This is a genomic window from Pedobacter sp. SAFR-022 (assembly GCF_051965375.1).
Taxonomy (GTDB): domain Bacteria; phylum Bacteroidota; class Bacteroidia; order Sphingobacteriales; family Sphingobacteriaceae; genus Pedobacter.
Genome location: NZ_JBQCME010000001.1, coordinates 300,177 through 317,788 on the forward strand (window position 1 = coordinate 300,177; position 17,612 = coordinate 317,788).

The following is a 17,612-nucleotide window of genomic DNA, read 5'->3' on the forward strand; positions in this document are numbered from 1 at the left end:
TTGGCTTTGAAAAATCCGTATATTTGTATAAACATTAACATTAAACTATGCTTAAAGGATTTTTTAACGTACCCGCCCCTGTCAACGAACCCATATTAGAGTATGCACCAGGCAGCAAAGAGCGTCAGTTGCTAAAGGCAGCGATCGCTGAAGCACGTTCAAAGCAGCTTGATATACCAATGCATATTGGTGGCAAGGCCGTACATACTGATCAAAAAGGGAATGTAACCCCTCCACACGATCATCAACATATATTAGCGAAATACAGTAAAGGTGATAGCAGCCATGTGCAGCAAGCCATTGATGCAGCCTTGGCTGCAAAAGCAGATTGGGAAAACCTGGCATGGGAACACCGCGCTTCGATCTTCCTGAAAGCGGCTGACCTGATTGCTGGTCCTTACCGTTATAAACTGAACGCAGCAACCATGCTGGGTCAATCCAAAAACGCCTACCAGGCCGAGATTGATTCTGCCTGTGAGCTGATCGATTTCTTACGTTTCAATGTAAGCTACATGTCGGATATCTACAAGCAACAGCCTCCGGTGTCCAGCAAAGGTACCTGGAACAGGGTTGAACAACGCCCTTTAGAAGGTTTTGTATTTGCTTTGACTCCTTTCAACTTCACTGCAATTGCTGGTAACTTACCTACTTCTGTAGCCATGATGGGTAACGTTGTGGTTTGGAAACCTGCAAATACGCAGATCTATGCTGCCAACCTGTTGATGGAGATTTTCAAAGAAGCTGGTTTACCTGATGGTGTAATCAACCTGATCTATGTATCTGGTCCGGTTGCGGGAGATGTGATCTTCAACCATGCAGATTTCGCCGGTATCCACTTTACCGGATCAACAGGCGTATTCCAGGACATCTGGAAAACCATTGGTACAAACATTCACAAATACAAAACTTATCCACGTATTGTTGGTGAAACTGGTGGAAAGGACTTTATCCTGGTTCATGGTTCTGCAGATGTAGAAGCATCAGCGACTGCCATTGTAAGAGGCGCATTTGAATATCAGGGACAGAAATGTTCTGCAGCTTCAAGGGTTTATGTTGCGCAAAGCGTTTGGCCGCAGATTAAAGAACTTATGGTTCGTGATCTGGCGACCTTCAAAATGGGTGGAACGGAAGATTTCAGCAATTTCATCAATGCAGTGATCGACGAGAACTCGTTCGATAAACTGGCTAAATACATCGACGCAGCTAAGGAAGATCCAGCATTGGAAATTATTGCCGGTGGTGGTTACGACAAATCTAAAGGATACTTTATTGAGCCTACAGTTATTGTTGTTAAGGATCCGAGATATGTTACCATGTGTGAGGAGCTATTCGGTCCGGTATTGACCGTTTATGCATACGAGGATGCAGATTTTGATGAAGTGATCAAAATCATTGACACCACTTCCATCTATGCTTTAACAGGATCAATCATTGCACAAGATCGCTACGCTATTGAAAAAGCATCCATAGGACTTCGTAATGCTGCTGGTAACTTCTATATCAATGATAAATGTACCGGCGCTGTGGTTGGTCAACAGCCATTTGGTGGTGCAAGAGGTTCAGGTACAAATGACAAGGCGGGATCAATGATCAACTTGCTGCGTTGGGTATCTCCACGTGCGATCAAAGAAACATTTGCACCAGCGAAAGATTACCGCTATCCGTTCTTAGCAGAAGACTAAGCGGTATTTACCTTAAAAATTCGCGTAAATGAAAAGCTCCTGGAAAACCAGGAGCTTTTTCATTATTAAACTAAAAACGGTATTGATTCAAAAGTCGCGGCTTACTCTGCAACTTTTGATGCTTCACTCACCCTGAATACCGGGGAAAGGTTGTCCGGTCCGGCTGAGCTTAATCCAAGGTCCGTAATTAAGCCAGTTTCAATGCTATACACCCAGCCATGAACGCTAAGCTTTGCACCGTTAGCCCACTTGTTCTGAACGATAGATGTTTTTGAAAGGTTATACACACTTTCTGCAACATTTAGTTCCACGAGTCTGTTGCATCTTTCTTTATGATCAGTAATTCTTTCCATCTCATCGTGGTGTAAACGGTAAGTATCTTTAATCGCACGAAGCCAGTTATCGATAATACCGAACTGCTTATTACCTAAAGCAGCTTCTACCCCACCACAGCCGTAGTGACCACATACAATCACGTGTTCTACGCCTAATACGTTCACGGCATAATCCAGCACGCTAAGCATGCTCATATCGGTGTGTACGACAACGTTAGCGATGTTTCGCAATACGAAGATGTCGCCAGGGTTGGTATTGGTGATTTGGTTTGCCGGTACACGGCTATCCGAGCAGCCGATCCACAATACAGGTGGTTTTTGGCCTTTAGCAAGCTTGTTGAAGAAATCAGGATTTTCTTCAAGGGTTTTTGCTACCCATTCTTTATTACCTGCTAATAAGCTTTCGTATGTAATTTGAGCGTGTTGTTCTTCATGTAATGCGCACATATTGATTTGGTTTATGGTGTTTAGATTTAGTTATTTGTTTATTTCTTCGATTACCCTGGTGTCAATTTTAGGTACCGTATAGTTCTTCTGGATGTTCTCCAGTTGCACAATAATACCTCTTGAATAGGCGTTGTGCTTAAAGTTATTGATGATCTCCAATACATCTGGATCGATAAAGCGAGCATTCGTTCCATCAATGATCACATTGGTTTCAGGTGGTATTTTGGTCAGCATCATCTGGATTGCCGCTTTATTCAGGAAGGATACTTCCTCAGCAAGCTTGATTCTGATGTTCTTCTTCTTGTCATCTTGTGTAATACGATAGAAGAATGAGTTCCGCATGTTGGTTCGTAAAAGGTAGAAAATAGAAACTACCATACCAATTGCCACACCTTTTAACAAGTCGGTAAATATAACGGCCAATACAGTAACCAAGAACGGTACAAACTGATCCCATCCTTTCTGATACATCTGTTTGAACAGGTCTATTTTTGCCAGCTTATATCCTGTTACGAGTAGTACTGCTGCAAGACATGCAAGAGGAATAAGGTTTATAACGAAAGGTATAAGTATCAGGGACAATAACAACCAGACACCATGGAAAATTGCAGACATTTTGGTGCGACCACCCGCGCCTACGTTTGCTGAACTTCTTACGATTACTGAGGTCATCGGCATACCACCTACCATACCACTAACCATATTACCAACGCCTTGCGCTACTAATTCACGGTTGGTTGGCGACACTCGTTTTACCGGGTCAATTTTATCAATTGCCTCAATACTCAACAGGGTCTCTAAACTTGCTACGATGGCAATGGTACCCGCCACAACCCACACGTCTTTGTTGCTGATCTGACTGAAGTCTGGCATGGTGAACAGGCCGGTAAATTCATTCCAGCCATTTACAATAGGAATAGTAACCATTTGATCAGGTCTTAAAGCAAGGCCTGTATTTGCAAACATTAAGGTTAGTGCAATACCGATAAAAACTACTATAAGTGGCGCCGGAACAATGGCTAATTTCTTAAACTTAGGCCATAAAATCAGTACTGCAATAGATAGTGTGCTGATCACAATAGCTGCAATACTAAACTGACCCAATGCATTCTGTACTGCAGAAAAAGTATTTTGCTGATCATTCTGCATGAATGCTTCATCGCCTGCAAAGTCCGAATCGACACCTAAAGCATGTGGTAATTGTTTTAAGATCAATATAATACCGATCGCTGCAAGCATACCGGTAATTACACTGGAAGGAAAATAGTTGCCTATGGTTCCTGCTTTTGCAAGTCCAAGGATGATTTGCATAATACCGGCAAGCATAACTGCCAGTAAGAAGGTCTGGTAGTTTCCCAGGGTCGCAATTGCACCAAGTACAATAACCGTTAATCCAGCTGCGGGGCCACTTACACTTAGTTGCGAACCACTAACTGAACTTACAACAATACCACCGATAATACCAGTGATTAGTCCGGCGAAGAGTGGCGCACCTGACGCCATAGCAATACCTAAACATAATGGCAGGGCTACTAAAAAAACTACGATACTCGCCGGTAAATCGTGTTTTAAATTCTTTTTAAGAAAGTATTTCTTAATATCTAACCCCGATAGGGTTGATTTCTCATTTTTCATAAACAATATTATTCAAAGAAATTAAATGCACCTGATGCACAGGTATAACCAAGATCTTTAATGGAAATTAAACTAGATGTTCGCGCCGTAATTACAGCGGATTAGTTAATGTTATGAAAAGTTCGGTGGCGGTGTAGGCACCGAAGGATGATATGGATCTACATATCGCTTGGAATGTTTTAGAAAGCTATTGGTTAACATGAAATCATAAACCACAGGAATGTAAGTGTTGTAAGTATGGTTGATGATTTTAAAATCTACATACTTCACCGTCTTACCGGTTTCATTATCTGATCCATGTTCCAATTCAACCTGCATGATTACAGAGTTGACCAACTCTTTGTCCATTTTTTGCAGAAATACAGGTGCAGCGGAAATCACCATCTTCGCGCAGAACACGCTTAGAAAAATGATTGCTACAAAAAACTGGTACTTCCTTCTGGACATTTTAAGCTGAATTTTTTTATTCTGGTCCAAAAATAATACCCCAATGATAATTTACATCATCAGTCATGTAAAAAATTTGTAATTAACACTGATTGCATTTGGGAACTTCACAAAATTATAATCAAAACAACACAGTTATAGGGTAAAATTGAGCTTTAAATGTAATTTAGCCTGAATAGTATATTTTGGAAATGGAAAATAAGTTAGCGCTATTAAAGGATAAAGTACAACAGGCCATGGCAGCTGGTGGTGAGGCCAGAATTGCCAGTCAGCATAAAAAAGGTAAACTGACTGCCCGGGAACGACTACATTTCTTGCTGGATGAAAATTCCTTTGAAGAGATTGGCATGTTGGTGACCCACCGTAGCACTGACTTCGGCATGGAGAAAGAAAAGTACTATGGGGATGGTGTGGTGACCGGTTATGGTACTATAGCGGGTCGCCTGGTTTACGTGTTCTCGCAGGATTTCACCGTTTTTGGCGGTTCCCTTTCAGAGACCCATGCGGAGAAGATCTGTAGGGTAATGGATATGGCCATGAAGAATGGCGCACCTTTGATTGGCTTGAACGATAGTGGCGGTGCCAGAATTCAGGAAGGCGTAGTCTCTTTGGGCGGCTATGCTGATATCTTCTACAAGAACGTACAGGCCTCGGGTGTGGTTCCTCAGCTTTCCGCAATCATGGGTCCCTGCGCGGGAGGTGCAGTATATTCTCCTGCCATCACCGATTTTGTGCTTATGGTGGAGAACACATCTTACATGTTTGTTACCGGCCCTAATGTGGTAAAAACGGTGACACACGAACAGGTTACTTCCGAAGAACTGGGCGGCGCGTCTACGCATGCAACCAAATCTGGTGTAACGCATTTCTCCTGCGTGAACGAGCTGGATGCCATTAACCATATCAAAAAGCTGCTGAGCTATATGCCGCAGAACTGTGAGGAGATCCCTACACAGTTGCCATATACGCCAGAAGATGAAAGCAGACCAGCGCTGAACAGCCTTTTACCGGAAAGCTCCAGTCAGCCTTACGACATGCGCGAAGTAATTGCCTCCATTGCAGATGCAGACAGCTTTCTGGAAGTACATAAAGATTTTGCGGAAAATATTGTGGTCGGCTTTGCACGCCTGGCGGGCAGAAGCATTGGCATCGTAGGCAACCAGCCGGCGTACCTTGCAGGGGTTCTGGATAACCACGCCTCGATTAAGGCTGCTCGTTTTGTGCGGTTCTGCGATTGCTTCAACATTCCCCTGCTGGTATTGGAGGATGTTCCTGGCTTCCTACCGGGTACTGATCAGGAATGGAACGGTATCATCAGCAATGGCGCGAAACTATTATATGCATTTAGCGAAGCAACCGTTCCGCGGATTACGGTCATTACCCGTAAAGCTTATGGCGGTGCCTACGATGTGATGAATTCCAAACATATTGGTGCGGACCTGAACTATGCCTGGCCAAGTGCTGAAATCGCAGTTATGGGGGCAAAAGGTGCTGCAGAGATCATCTTCAAGAAAGAAATCAGTGCGGCTGAAAACCCGGAACAGAAATTGCAGGAAAAGGAGCAGCTGTATGCAGAGATTTTCGCGAACCCTTACCGGGCTGCAGAACGTGGATTTGTTGATGAGGTGATTGAACCTTCACAGACGCGTAACAAGCTGATTAAAGCGTTTAAAATGCTGGAAAACAAAGTTGTAAACAACCCAAGAAAAAAACACGGGAACATACCATTATAAATGAAGTTAAGTCGTGCAGACGTACTGCTGATGGCCTTTTGTACGGGTCTGATTGTAGCAAACATTTACTATTGCCAACCGCTCATTATCCTGATCGCAAGAGAGTTTCATATTTCGGAGAGTGTTGCAGGCCGAGCGACCTACCTTACCCAGGCAGGTTATGCGATCGGACTGTTGCTGCTGGTACCGCTTGGTGATATGTTCGAACGTAAGAAACAGATCCTGGTGATTACCGGACTGGCCATTCTATCTTTACTACTGGCAGGATTTTCTCATTCTTTCGGTGTGCTGCAGGTGGCCTGCGTACTCATCGGCGCCAGTTCTATTGTGCCACAGCTTATCCTACCCATGGCTGCAAACCTATCTTCAGATGAAAACCGCGGACACACCATTGGTATTATCATGAGCGGTTTGCTGATTGGAATCCTGGGCTCCAGGTCCGTTAGCGGCACCATTGGATACCTCTGGGGCTGGCGTTCCATGTTCCTTATTGCTGCCGGCATATGCCTATTGCTGGTCCTGCTGATGGCTAAACGCTTTCCTGCAAGTTTACCAGGCTTCAAAGGGAACTATAGACAGCTGATGGGATCCATGTTCGGATACATCAAAACGCAGCCTGTATTAAGAGAAACCTCTTTAATTAACTTCCTTGCTTTTGCGACACTAAGTGCGTTCTGGACCACCATGGTGTTGTATCTGGCGAGTCCGCCTTTCAATTTCCAATCTTTGCAGATTGGTTTGTTCGGCATTGCTGGTGCAGCAGGTGCACTTGCTGCGCCTCTGGTAGGTAAGTTAAGTGACGCCCGTGACCCAAGAAGGAATCTGTTGATCGGGCTGGTGCTGCAATTGATCAGCATCATTGCGTTCTATTTTACGCAGAGTCATCTGTTCCTATTCGTTGCCGGGATTATACTGCTGGATATTGGTCAGCAGGCGATCCATGTGACAAACCAGACCAGGATCTATGCTTTGATTCCGGAGGCTCGTAACCGGCTAAACACTGTGTTTATGTCCGTGAGCTTTGTGGGTGCATCGGTGGGCTCGGCAGCGGGCTTATGGCTTTGGGATCTGGGGCACTGGCCAATGTTTTGCCTCGGCTCAGGTTTAGTGATTAGCACCAACATCCTGATCTATTACTTTTATAAACAGCGACAGCAGCCTGAACTGGCCTAGCATTTTAAGAACCTTAAATTGTAAGTAAAAGAGGCAATAGTTACCGCCTCGATATATCATAATTAAAACAAGTTTAACCATGTCAGAACAAGAAGAAGAAAAAAAACATGTTCCCGTAGTTACGGAGCAATCTGTACGTTTCTTTGAAACATATATTAACAACCCCTCTCCGACGGGCTTTGAATATCCAGGCCAGAAATTATGGCTGGATTATCTTAAGCCCTACATCCACGATAGCTTCATCGACAACTACGGTACCGCTGTAGGTGTGATCAATCCGGATGCGGAGTTCAAGGTAGTTATCGAAGCACATGCTGACGAGATCTCCTGGTTTGTGAATTACATCACCTCAGACGGCTTAATTTACGTGATTCGTAACGGAGGTTCAGATCATCAGATCGCACCTTCCAAGCGCGTTAATATCCATACGGATAAAGGTCTGATAAAGGCTGTATTTGGCTGGCCGGCAATTCATACCCGCAATGGCGAAAAAGAAGAAGCACCGGCCTTGAAAAACATCTTTCTGGATTGCGGATGTACCACTAAAGAAGAGGTTGAAGCTTTAGGTATTCATGTGGGCTGTGTGATCACCTACGAAGATGAGTTCATGGTGCTTAACGACCGTTACTACGTTGGTCGTGCACTGGATAACCGTGCAGGTGGTTTTATGATCGCCGAGGTTGCACGCTTGCTACATGAGAACAAGAACGAACTTCCTTTTGGCTTGTATATCGTGAACTCGGTACAGGAAGAGATTGGCCTTCGTGGCGCAGAAATGATTGCACATCGCATAAAGCCAAACGTGGCCATCATCACCGATGTAACGCATGACACTTCTACCCCAATGATCAACAAGATTACTCAGGGTGACCTTGCCTGTGGAAAAGGACCGGTGGTGTCTTATGCACCTGCCGTACAGACCAACCTGAACAGGCTTTTGATTGACACGGCACAGCAGAATAACATACCGTTCCAACGCCAGGCTTCTTCAAGGTCTACCGGTACAGACACGGATGCTTTTGCTTACTCCAATGGCGGTGTGCCATCGGCATTAATTTCACTGCCATTGCGCTACATGCATACGACCGTGGAAATGATTCACAAGGAAGATGTGGATAATGTGATCAGCTTGATCTATCACGCATTACTAAACATTACCAATAACCACGACTTTAAATATTCAAGATAGGCAAACAATTTAGCCTTAATTTATATTATTGTTCAAACGGCATAAACCGTTAAACTTAACAAGAAAAATATTCCATTTGTTTATATAAACTATTATGAAACCTACTTTACTGATTTTAGCTGCCGGGATGGCAAGCCGCTATGGAAGCATGAAACAAATTGATGGATTTGGCCCGAACGGCGAAACCATTATTGACTATTCTATTCATGATGCAATCAAAGCCGGATTTGGCAAGGTTGTATTCATCATCAAAGAGGAATTTGTAGATAACTTCAAAACCATCTTTGAACCTAAGTTAAATGGCAAAATTGAGACTGACTATGTGTTTCAAAATTTCGACATCAAACAATACGGTGTTGAATTAGAGATCGAACGTGCAAAACCCTGGGGTACTGCTCATGCGGTACTTGCTGCAAGACACGTGGTTAAAGAACCATTTGCGGTGATCAATGCGGATGATTTCTATGGTTTGGATGCCTTCCAAAAAATGAACGACTTCTTAACAAAGGAAGCAAACGGCAGCACATTCTCCATGATCGGCTACGAAATTGGTAAAACTTTATCTGAACACGGATCGGTATCCCGTGGTGTCTGTAAAGTTGATGCCGCTGGTAACCTGGAAGAGATTGTTGAACGTACCAACGTTTACAAAGAGTTTGATGTTATTGTTTACGAAGAAAACGACCACAAACATCCATTAGAGTTCGATACGCGCGTTTCTATGAACTTCTGGGGCTTTACACCAGAAATCTTTAACATCAGCTTAGAACTGTTTAAAGAGTTTGCACACGCTAACAAAGATAACCCTAAAGCGGAGTTCTTTATTCCTTTGGTGGGTGACCACCTGATCAGAACCAATAAAGCAGTGGTTAAGGTGATCCCTACAAGCAGCCAGTGGTTCGGTGTTACCTATAAAGAAGATAAGCCGATTGTACAGGAAAGTATTGACCAACTTGTAAAAGATGGTACATACCCTGAAAACCTATGGGCATAAAATAAAGTACGTAAAATAAATCTGCCATCAAGAAGGCCTCTTAGCGTATGCAAAGAGGCCTTCTTATTTGTTCAGCACTTTAAACGGGTGTTTTCAAGTTTTGATAATCCTTAGGTAGTACTAATCAGCAAGAAGCACTACTTATCAGCAAAGTTTACTGAAAAAAAAGGCTGCCTTTTGGGCAGCCTTTTCCTTTATATTAGAACAAGATTATTTCTTGTCGTCTTTTACTTCTTCGAAGTCTACATCAGTCACGTTATCTCCGCTTGGAGCTTGTTCACCAGCCTGAGGACCGCCTTGTTGTGGCTGTGATCCATCAGCACCAGCTTTGTACATTTCTTCAGATGCTTCGTTCCATGCAGCTTGTAAAGCAGCTTGTGCAGTATCGATGTCAGCAAAGTTTCTTGAAGCATGAGCTTCTTTCAATTTTGTCAGACCTTCCTCGATTGGAGCTTTCTTTTCAGCAGAGATCTTATCACCGAATTCTTTCAGTTGTTTCTCTGTAGAGAAGATTAAAGCATCAGCAGCATTGATTTTTTCTGCTTCTTCTTTAGCAGCTCTATCTGCGTCAGCGTTTTTCTCCGCTTCTTCTTTCATTCTCTTGATTTCTTCATCAGTTAAACCAGAAGATGCTTCGATACGGATCTTTTGCTCTTTACCAGTAGCTTTATCTTTCGCACTTACATGTAAGATACCGTTTGCATCGATGTCAAAAGCAACTTCGATTTGAGGCACACCACGAGGTGCTGGTGGAATACCGTCTAGAATGAAACGTCCAATTGTACGGTTCTGAGCAGCCATAGGACGCTCACCTTGTAAAATGTGGATTTCAACAGATGGTTGGTTATCAGCAGCTGTAGAGAAAGTCTCTGCTTTTTTAGATGGAATGGTTGTATTAGCTTCAATTAATTTAGTCATTACACCACCCATAGTTTCGATACCTAAAGAAAGTGGGGTAACATCTAATAATAATACATCTTTAACCTCACCGGTTAATACACCACCTTGGATAGCAGCACCAATAGCTACAACCTCATCAGGGTTTACACCTTTAGAAGGCTCTTTACCAAAGAAAGCTTTAACAGCATCCTGGATGGCAGGGATACGGGTAGAACCACCTACTAAGATAATCTCATCGATATCAGAAGTTTTTAAACCAGCATTTCTCAATGCAGATTTACATGGTTCAATAGTACGGTTAATTAGATCTGAAGCCAATTGCTCGAATTTAGCACGGCTTAAAGTTCTTACCAAGTGTTTAGGACCAGTTGCATCAGCAGTAATGTAAGGCAAGTTGATCTCTGTAGAAGTGGTGCTTGATAACTCGATTTTAGCTTTCTCAGCAGCTTCTTTCAAACGTTGTAAGGCCATTGGATCCTGGTGAAGGTCCATACCATTTTCGTTTTTGAATTCAGCAGCTAACCACTCGATAATAATGTGGTCAAAGTCATCACCACCCAGGTGTGTATCACCGTCAGTAGATTTTACTTCAAATACACCGTCACCTAATTCCAATACGGAAACGTCATGCGTACCACCACCACAGTCAAACACGACAATTTTCATGTCTTTGTGTGCTTTATCCAGACCGTAAGCCAAAGCAGCTGCAGTAGGCTCGTTGATGATACGTTTAACAGTTAAACCAGCAATTTCGCCAGCTTCTTTAGTAGCCTGACGTTGTGCATCGTTAAAATATGCAGGAACAGTAATAACTGCTTCTGTAACTTCCTGACCTAAAAAGTCTTCTGCTGTTTTTTTCATTTTCTGCAAGATCATCGCAGAAAGTTCTTGCGGCGTATATTTGCGGTCATCAATTTCCACACGTGGTGTGTTGTTGTCACCTTTAACTACGCTATAAGGTACACGACCAGCTTCCTTGCTCACTTCAGCAAAGCTGCTACCCATGAAACGTTTGATAGAAGAGATCGTTTTTGTAGGGTTAGTGATCGCCTGACGTTTAGCCGGCTCACCAACTTTACGCTCACCATTCTCTGCAAATGCAACGATAGATGGTGTTGTACGCTTACCCTCACTGTTGGCTATAACTACAGGCTCGTTACCCTCCATTACGGCTACGCAAGAATTTGTTGTTCCTAAGTCTATACCAATAATTTTTCCCATTTTATTATTATTTTAATGTTTTACTAATTCGATATTTCCCTTTAAACAAGGGTTGTGCCAATTGTAATTTGGCAGTTAATGGCAAAGACTGAGGTAAATAGCGACCGATATTACGCTGCATGACCAGCTGTCAAAATGCCAAATTGACATATTAACCACTAAGCCCGCTGAGTTTTTCCAGATGATGGTAACCTATTCCGAAGAATGCTTTAGTAGACCTGATCTGCTCCAGGATTTCAACTTTACGTGCTTCCGCGATAGTTTTACGTGTGCCTATGATCAGCACGTTTTTCGGTGTATGCTGGTCGGAGATAAACTGCATGATCTTGGTCTGGTAACCAAAATACTCCATGATCAAAGCCCGGAGACCGTCGGTCACCATCTCTGCCTGCCGTTCCAGGAAAATACCATGCTGAGTAATAAAGTCCAGTGCGTTTGACTGTTTGCCCTTGACGATCTCCTTCCTGATCTGCTTGTGGCAGCAGGGGGCAGTAACAATCAGCTGGGCACCCGCCTGGATCCCTTTGTAAATGGCATCGTCGGTGGCGGTATCACAGGCATGCAGTGCAATTAACATGTCCACACCTGCGGTGTCATAGGCATCAATGGTACCTTGTGCAAAGTCTAGGCCCGTAAATCCAGCATTGCTGCCGATCTGATTGCATAAGCCAACCATATCTTCTCTAAATTCTACGCCGGTAACCTGTACGTCTTGCTTAAGGGTATTAACCAGATAATCATAAAGCGCAAAGGTGAGGTACCCTTTCCCGGAACCCATATCAGCCACCTTTTTAATACTTCCTGCTGGAAGCGAAGCAATCAACGGACTTAATATTTCGATATACTGATTGATCTGCTTGTATTTGTCCTGAGCGTTCTTAAACACCGTACCCGAGGCATCGGTTAGCCCCAGATCAACCAGATATTGCTTACCCGTACTCGTAATCTTACGCGCTTTCGTTTTATCATGGGAGAGGAGACTACCCTCCGGCTTGGTCATTGATGGCCCAAGCTGCTTAATGGACCAACGATCACCTTTACGTTGTAAGGACCAGTCGACAGTAGTGGTAAATAGCGTCGCTGCGCTAAACTCCTCCTGAACATACTTCCCTAACATGACCTCCCCTTCTGGCAGGTCGAAATTCTTGACGATATCCCTGGTCTTATACCGGAAAGTAAAAGAAAGTTTAGCCTGCCGCTTAATTTCAACCAAGCGCAGATAAATATTCTTAAGCTCGGGTTCAGCACCAGTGTAATTCGAAAGGGTAACTTTCAGAAAGGAACCAGAAGCCAAGGCTTCTTTTACCTTTTCTAAATAGACCTCCGGCTGATTAGATGCATTCATATGCAAAAGTTAAAATTGAATTATGAAAAAAGCCCTGCTGAAAAAATCAACAGGGCTTCTTTTATCCTTATGAAAGGCTTATGCTTCTTTAGCTTCTTCACCTTCAGCAGGTGCAGCAGCTTCTTCAGCAGGCGCTTCAGTGGTTGCTTCTTCAGTAGTAGCAGTTGCTTCAGCAGCAGGTGCATCAGCTTTTTTGCTTCTGCTTCTACCACGACGGGTAGTTTTCTTCTCTGCAGCGTCAGTATCTTTACCGTATACTTCGTTGTAGTCAACCAATTCGATCAATGCCATCTCAGCATTATCACCTAAACGATTGTTTAATTTGATAATTCTGGTGTAACCACCCGGACGGTTAGCAACCTTAGCAGCTACGTCACGGAACAATTCAGTTACAGTTTCTTTATCTTGTAAGTAGCTAAAAACAATACGACGAGAGTGTGTAGTATCGGTTTTAGATTTAGTAATCATCGGCTCAACGTACATACGCAATGCTTTTGCTTTCGCTAAAGTCGTGGTAATTCTTTTGTGCTTGATTAATGATGAAGCCATGTTAGCCAACATCGCCTTACGATGTGAATCTGTTCTTCCTAAGTGGTTAATTTTTTTACCGTGTCTCATTTTTGATTTTATTCAGTGCATACCGTCTCTTTACGAGGGAATTATGCACGATTAACAATAGTTATATTTGTTATTATTCTTCGTCTAACTTGAATTTAGACAGGTTCATTCCAAAAGATAAGCTCTTAGATTTAACCAGTTCCTGGATTTCAGTCAGGGATTTTTTACCGAAGTTTCTGAACTTTAACATATCAGCAACGTCGTAAGACACTAGATCAGCCAAGGTACGGATGTCAGCTGCTTTTAAGCAGTTTAATGCACGTACAGAAAGATCAAGATCAACCAATTCAGTTTTAAGGATCTTACGCATGTGTAAGATTTCCTCATCAACTTCTTTAGTCTCTTCTTTAGCCTGCGACTCCAATACCAGGTTCTCATCAGAGAACAGCATAAAGTGTTGGATTAAAATCTTCGCAGATTCTTTCAATGCCTCTTCAGGATGAATAGATCCGTCGGTAGAAATCTCAAGGATTAATTTTTCGTAATCTGTTTTTTGTTCAACACGATAGTTTTCAATCGTGTACTTAACATTTTTCATTGGCGTAAAGATCGAGTCAATCGCGATCACACCAACCACAGCATCACTTACTTTATTTTCTTCAGCAGGAACATAACCGCGGCCTTTATTGATGGTTAATTCCACCTCTAAAGTCACTGTTTTTTCCATATTGCAAATCACAAAATCCGGGTTTAAAACCTCAAAGTTGTTTGAGAATTTAGTAATGTCTCCTGCAAGAAACTGATCCTGACCATTTACAATGATGAATACTTTTTCAGAATCACCAGTGTCACCAACTTTCTTAAAACGAACTTGTTTTAAATTCAGGATGATTTCAGTCAAGTCTTCTACAACACCTTTGATGGTAGAAAATTCGTGAGAAACACCAGAAAAACGGATACTTGTAATTGCATAACCTTCCAAGGAAGAAAGTAAAATTCTTCTAAGGGCATTACCAATTGTTACACCGAAACCGGGCTCTAAAGGACGAAATTCAAATATGCCATCGAAATCAGTAGATTTCTGCATGATTACCTTATCGGGTTTCTGAAATGCTAAAATTGCCATTTATAATGTTTTTAGATCGTTTGTTAAAAATTGTAACGCAAAAAAAACTAACCGCCCTTTGGGTAAAGGGCAGTTAGAATCAATTCATTACTTAGAGTACAACTCTACTATAAGGTTTTCTTTGATGTTTTCTGGGATCTCATCACGATTTGGATAAGCTAAAAACTTTCCAGACAATTCACTTGCATTCCAGTCTAACCAATTGAATTTATTGATTACTCTTCCAGCAACAGAATTAGTGATGGATTCTAATGTCTTTGATTTCTCACGAACAGCAATTACATCACCGGCTTTCAATTGATAAGAAGGAATGTTTACCACTTCACCGTTCACTGTTACGTGTTTATGGCTAACTAACTGGCGGGCAGCTGAACGGGTTGTAGCAATACCTAATCTATATACGGTATTATCTAAACGAGCTTCTAATAATTGTAATAAGTTGTCACCGGTAATACCCTGACGTGAAGATGCTTTGGTAAACAAGTTACGGAACTGACGCTCCAATACACCGTAAGTGTATTTCACTTTCTGTTTTTCCATTAACTGAACAGCATATTCAGATTGTTTTCCTCTTCTTTTAGAAACGCCATGTTGGCCAGGAGGATAGTTTTTTCTGTCTAAAACTTTATCAGGGCCGAAAATTGGCTCTCTGAATTTACGCGCGATTTTGGACTTTGGTCCTGTATATCTTGCCATTGTGCTTTGTTTTAAAGTATCGTGCAACCTGTAGCTGCAGACTCTTAGCTTTAAAAATTATAAATTAAACTCTTCTTTTCTTAGGTGGACGGCAACCATTGTGTGGAAGCGGGGTGATGTCTTTAATCGAAGTCACTTCGATACCTGCAACTTGTAAAGTTCTGATTGCTGATTCACGACCAGATCCAGGACCTTTTACAAATACTTCAACCTTACGTAAACCTAAATCATATGCTACCTTACCACAGTCTGAAGCCGCTTGACCTGCTGCATATGGCGTGTTCTTTTTAGAACCTTTGAAGCCCATTTTACCTGCAGACGACCATGAGATCGTTTGACCGTTGTTGTTTGTTAGGGTAACAATGATATTGTTAAAAGTCGCATTGATGTGTGCCTGACCAACAGGCTCAATTACAACAATACGCTTTTTAGTTACTTTTTTACTCTTAGCCATAATTATTGTTTGATACTAATTTTATTTAGTAGCTTTTTTCTTGTTAGCAACTGTTTTTCTCTTGCCTTTACGAGTTCTGGAGTTGTTTTTCGTACGTTGTCCACGAACCGGCAAACCTTTTCTATGACGTAAGCCACGGTAGCAACCGATATCCATTAAACGTTTGATGTTCAATTGAACCTCTGAACGTAAAGCACCTTCAACTTTAATTCCGTCGTTGATGATCGTACGAATCGCTGATAACTCTTCATCAGACCAGTCTTGTACTTTTTTGCTAAAATCGATACCTGCTTCCGTTAAAATACGTTGAGCAGTAGATCTACCTACACCGAAGATGTACGTTAGACCAATTTCGCCTCTTTTGTTTCTTGGTAAATCAATACCTGATATCCTTGCCATATTTGTACTAAATGTTTGATTATTTGATTAAATGACAGATTGAATAACCTGTACATCCAATCCAATCACACTTAAATAATTTCTTAACCTTGACGCTGCTTGAACTTAGGGTTCTTTTTGTTGATAACGTAAAGTTTTCCCTTACGACGTATAATTTTGCAATCAGCGCTACGCTTTTTAATTGATGACCTAACTTTCATTTTATTTATATCTATAAGTAATCCTGCCCTTCGATAAGTCGTAAGGCGACATCTCTAATTTAACTTTATCCCCTGGTAATATCTTGATGTAGTGCATCCGCATCTTACCAGAAATGTGAGCGATAATCTCATGCCCATTCTCCAGTTCTACCCGGAACATTGCATTCGATAATGCTTCCCTTATTACTCCGTCTTGTTCAATTGAGGCTTGTTTAGCCATATATTATTGATTTTTACTTAATTAGCTGCTATTAAACAGGGTTGCAAAATTAATTAAAATAATTTAATTATTTATGCTTTTTCTCTAAAACTTCTTCAATCAACGTAAACGTCGATAAAACATCTGCTTTCCCCTTTTTAACCGCGATCGTATGTTCGAAATGTGCAGATGGTTTATTATCCTTACTCGTTACAGTCCAGCCGTCTGACCAAAATTTAACACCCGCTGTGCCGGCATTAATCATAGGCTCGATTGCAATCACCATACCTTCTTCTAACTTAATCCCGCGGCCTCTCTGGCCATAGTTCGGTACCTCTGGTTTTTCATGCAGCTTAACGCCTACCCCATGTCCTACCAATTCCCTTACTACACCAAAACCGTTATCTTCAGCAATCTTTTGAATGGCATATCCCACATCCCCGATCCGGGAACCGGATACTGCTTTCTCCACACCTGCTACCAGGCATGCTTTGGTTACATCAACCAACTTTTGTTTCTCCGCATCAATCTCACCAATGGCGAAAGTGTAAGCAGAGTCCCCGAAATAGTTGTTCTTAATTACACCGCAGTCTACCGAGATCAGATCACCTTCCTGAATAACATAGTCACTCGGAAAGCCATGTACAACCTGTTCATTCGGAGAAATACATAATGAATATGGGAAGCCATTATAGTTCAGGAATGCCGGAACGGCACCCTGATCTTTAATAAAAGTCTCGGCAAGTTTGTTTAAGCTCATGGTCGTGATTCCCGGGCCAATAACTTTGGCCACTTCTGCAAGTGTCTGCGACACCAACATGGAACTTTCCCGGATCAGCTCAATCTCCTCTGCCGATTTATAATAAATTTTTGACATGA

At 42.2% G+C, this 17,612-nt stretch carries 18 protein-coding genes; 5 read left to right on the forward strand and 13 right to left on the reverse strand.

Annotation, left to right across the window (positions count from 1 at the left end):
* Positions 1-47: 47 nt before the first annotated feature.
* Positions 48-1,682, forward strand: a complete 1,635-nt coding sequence (gene pruA / locus ACTHQF_RS01330) for an L-glutamate gamma-semialdehyde dehydrogenase (RefSeq protein WP_440428050.1) — start codon at positions 48-50, stop codon at positions 1,680-1,682.
* A gap of 101 nt (positions 1,683-1,783) precedes the next feature.
* On the opposite strand, the gene ACTHQF_RS01335 is transcribed toward pruA, so the two are convergent.
* The 3 genes from ACTHQF_RS01335 to ACTHQF_RS01345 all read right to left on the reverse strand — a co-directional run bounded on the left by ACTHQF_RS01335 (position 1,784) and on the right by ACTHQF_RS01345 (position 4,546).
* Positions 1,784-2,464 carry a carbonic anhydrase gene (locus ACTHQF_RS01335; protein ID WP_440428051.1) on the reverse strand — a complete coding sequence of 227 codons (681 nt, stop codon included), beginning with the start codon at positions 2,462-2,464 and terminating at the stop codon, positions 1,784-1,786.
* 30 nt (positions 2,465-2,494) lie between these two features.
* Positions 2,495-4,099: a SulP family inorganic anion transporter gene (locus ACTHQF_RS01340; RefSeq protein ID WP_440428052.1), complete on the reverse strand. Its 1,605-nt coding sequence runs from the start codon at positions 4,097-4,099 to the stop codon at positions 2,495-2,497.
* A gap of 111 nt (positions 4,100-4,210) precedes the next feature.
* On the reverse strand, positions 4,211-4,546 hold the full coding sequence (locus tag ACTHQF_RS01345) for a hypothetical protein (RefSeq protein WP_440428053.1): 336 nt from the start codon (positions 4,544-4,546) through the stop codon (positions 4,211-4,213).
* A 191-nt stretch (positions 4,547-4,737) separates the two neighbouring features.
* Here ACTHQF_RS01345 and ACTHQF_RS01350 point away from each other — a divergent pair, with 191 nt between their 5' ends.
* The 4 genes from ACTHQF_RS01350 (at position 4,738) to ACTHQF_RS01365 (ending at position 9,635) form a co-directional block, all read left to right on the forward strand.
* A complete protein-coding gene (locus ACTHQF_RS01350) occupies positions 4,738-6,279 on the forward strand; it encodes an acyl-CoA carboxylase subunit beta (RefSeq protein ID WP_440428054.1) in 1,542 nt (513 codons plus the stop codon).
* Positions 6,280-7,452, forward strand: a complete 1,173-nt coding sequence (locus ACTHQF_RS01355) for an MFS transporter (protein WP_440428055.1) — start codon at positions 6,280-6,282, stop codon at positions 7,450-7,452. It abuts the gene before it with no gap.
* Between the two features lie 79 nt (positions 7,453-7,531).
* Positions 7,532-8,641: a M42 family metallopeptidase gene (locus ACTHQF_RS01360; protein WP_440428056.1), complete on the forward strand. Its 1,110-nt coding sequence runs from the start codon at positions 7,532-7,534 to the stop codon at positions 8,639-8,641.
* Between the two features lie 94 nt (positions 8,642-8,735).
* Positions 8,736-9,635 carry a sugar phosphate nucleotidyltransferase gene (locus ACTHQF_RS01365; RefSeq protein ID WP_440428057.1) on the forward strand — a complete coding sequence of 300 codons (900 nt, stop codon included), beginning with the start codon at positions 8,736-8,738 and terminating at the stop codon, positions 9,633-9,635.
* A gap of 210 nt (positions 9,636-9,845) precedes the next feature.
* Here ACTHQF_RS01365 and dnaK read toward each other — a convergent pair whose 3' ends face one another.
* The 10 genes from dnaK to map form a co-directional block, all read right to left on the reverse strand.
* Positions 9,846-11,756 (reverse strand): molecular chaperone DnaK, encoded by a 1,911-nt coding sequence (dnaK, locus tag ACTHQF_RS01370; protein WP_440428058.1) that lies wholly within the window; start codon positions 11,754-11,756, stop codon positions 9,846-9,848.
* Positions 11,757-11,907: 151 nt separating this feature from the next.
* Positions 11,908-13,101 carry a class I SAM-dependent methyltransferase gene (locus ACTHQF_RS01375; protein ID WP_440428059.1) on the reverse strand — a complete coding sequence of 398 codons (1,194 nt, stop codon included), beginning with the start codon at positions 13,099-13,101 and terminating at the stop codon, positions 11,908-11,910.
* A 78-nt stretch (positions 13,102-13,179) separates the two neighbouring features.
* Entirely contained in the window at positions 13,180-13,719 is a 540-nt protein-coding gene (gene rplQ, locus ACTHQF_RS01380; RefSeq protein WP_440428060.1) for a 50S ribosomal protein L17, read from the reverse strand.
* A 73-nt stretch (positions 13,720-13,792) separates the two neighbouring features.
* Complete coding sequence (locus ACTHQF_RS01385; RefSeq protein WP_440428061.1) at positions 13,793-14,785, reverse strand: DNA-directed RNA polymerase subunit alpha; 993 nt, start codon at positions 14,783-14,785, stop codon at positions 13,793-13,795.
* Positions 14,786-14,872: 87 nt separating this feature from the next.
* The gene (rpsD, locus tag ACTHQF_RS01390; RefSeq protein ID WP_440428062.1) at positions 14,873-15,481 is read right to left on the reverse strand and encodes a 30S ribosomal protein S4; all 609 of its coding nucleotides are present in this window, start codon (positions 15,479-15,481) and stop codon (positions 14,873-14,875) included.
* 64 nt (positions 15,482-15,545) lie between these two features.
* Complete coding sequence (rpsK, locus tag ACTHQF_RS01395) at positions 15,546-15,935, reverse strand: 30S ribosomal protein S11 (protein ID WP_330145807.1); 390 nt, start codon at positions 15,933-15,935, stop codon at positions 15,546-15,548.
* Between the two features lie 21 nt (positions 15,936-15,956).
* The gene (gene rpsM / locus ACTHQF_RS01400; RefSeq protein WP_068403475.1) at positions 15,957-16,334 is read right to left on the reverse strand and encodes a 30S ribosomal protein S13; all 378 of its coding nucleotides are present in this window, start codon (positions 16,332-16,334) and stop codon (positions 15,957-15,959) included.
* Positions 16,335-16,417: 83 nt separating this feature from the next.
* Positions 16,418-16,534, reverse strand: a complete 117-nt coding sequence (gene ykgO, locus ACTHQF_RS01405) for a type B 50S ribosomal protein L36 (RefSeq protein ID WP_082434884.1) — start codon at positions 16,532-16,534, stop codon at positions 16,418-16,420.
* 1 nt (position 16,535) lies between these two features.
* A complete protein-coding gene (infA, locus tag ACTHQF_RS01410; RefSeq protein ID WP_008244555.1) occupies positions 16,536-16,754 on the reverse strand; it encodes a translation initiation factor IF-1 in 219 nt (72 codons plus the stop codon).
* A 67-nt stretch (positions 16,755-16,821) separates the two neighbouring features.
* Complete coding sequence (gene map / locus ACTHQF_RS01415; protein WP_440428063.1) at positions 16,822-17,610, reverse strand: type I methionyl aminopeptidase; 789 nt, start codon at positions 17,608-17,610, stop codon at positions 16,822-16,824.
* Positions 17,611-17,612 lie beyond the last annotated feature (2 nt).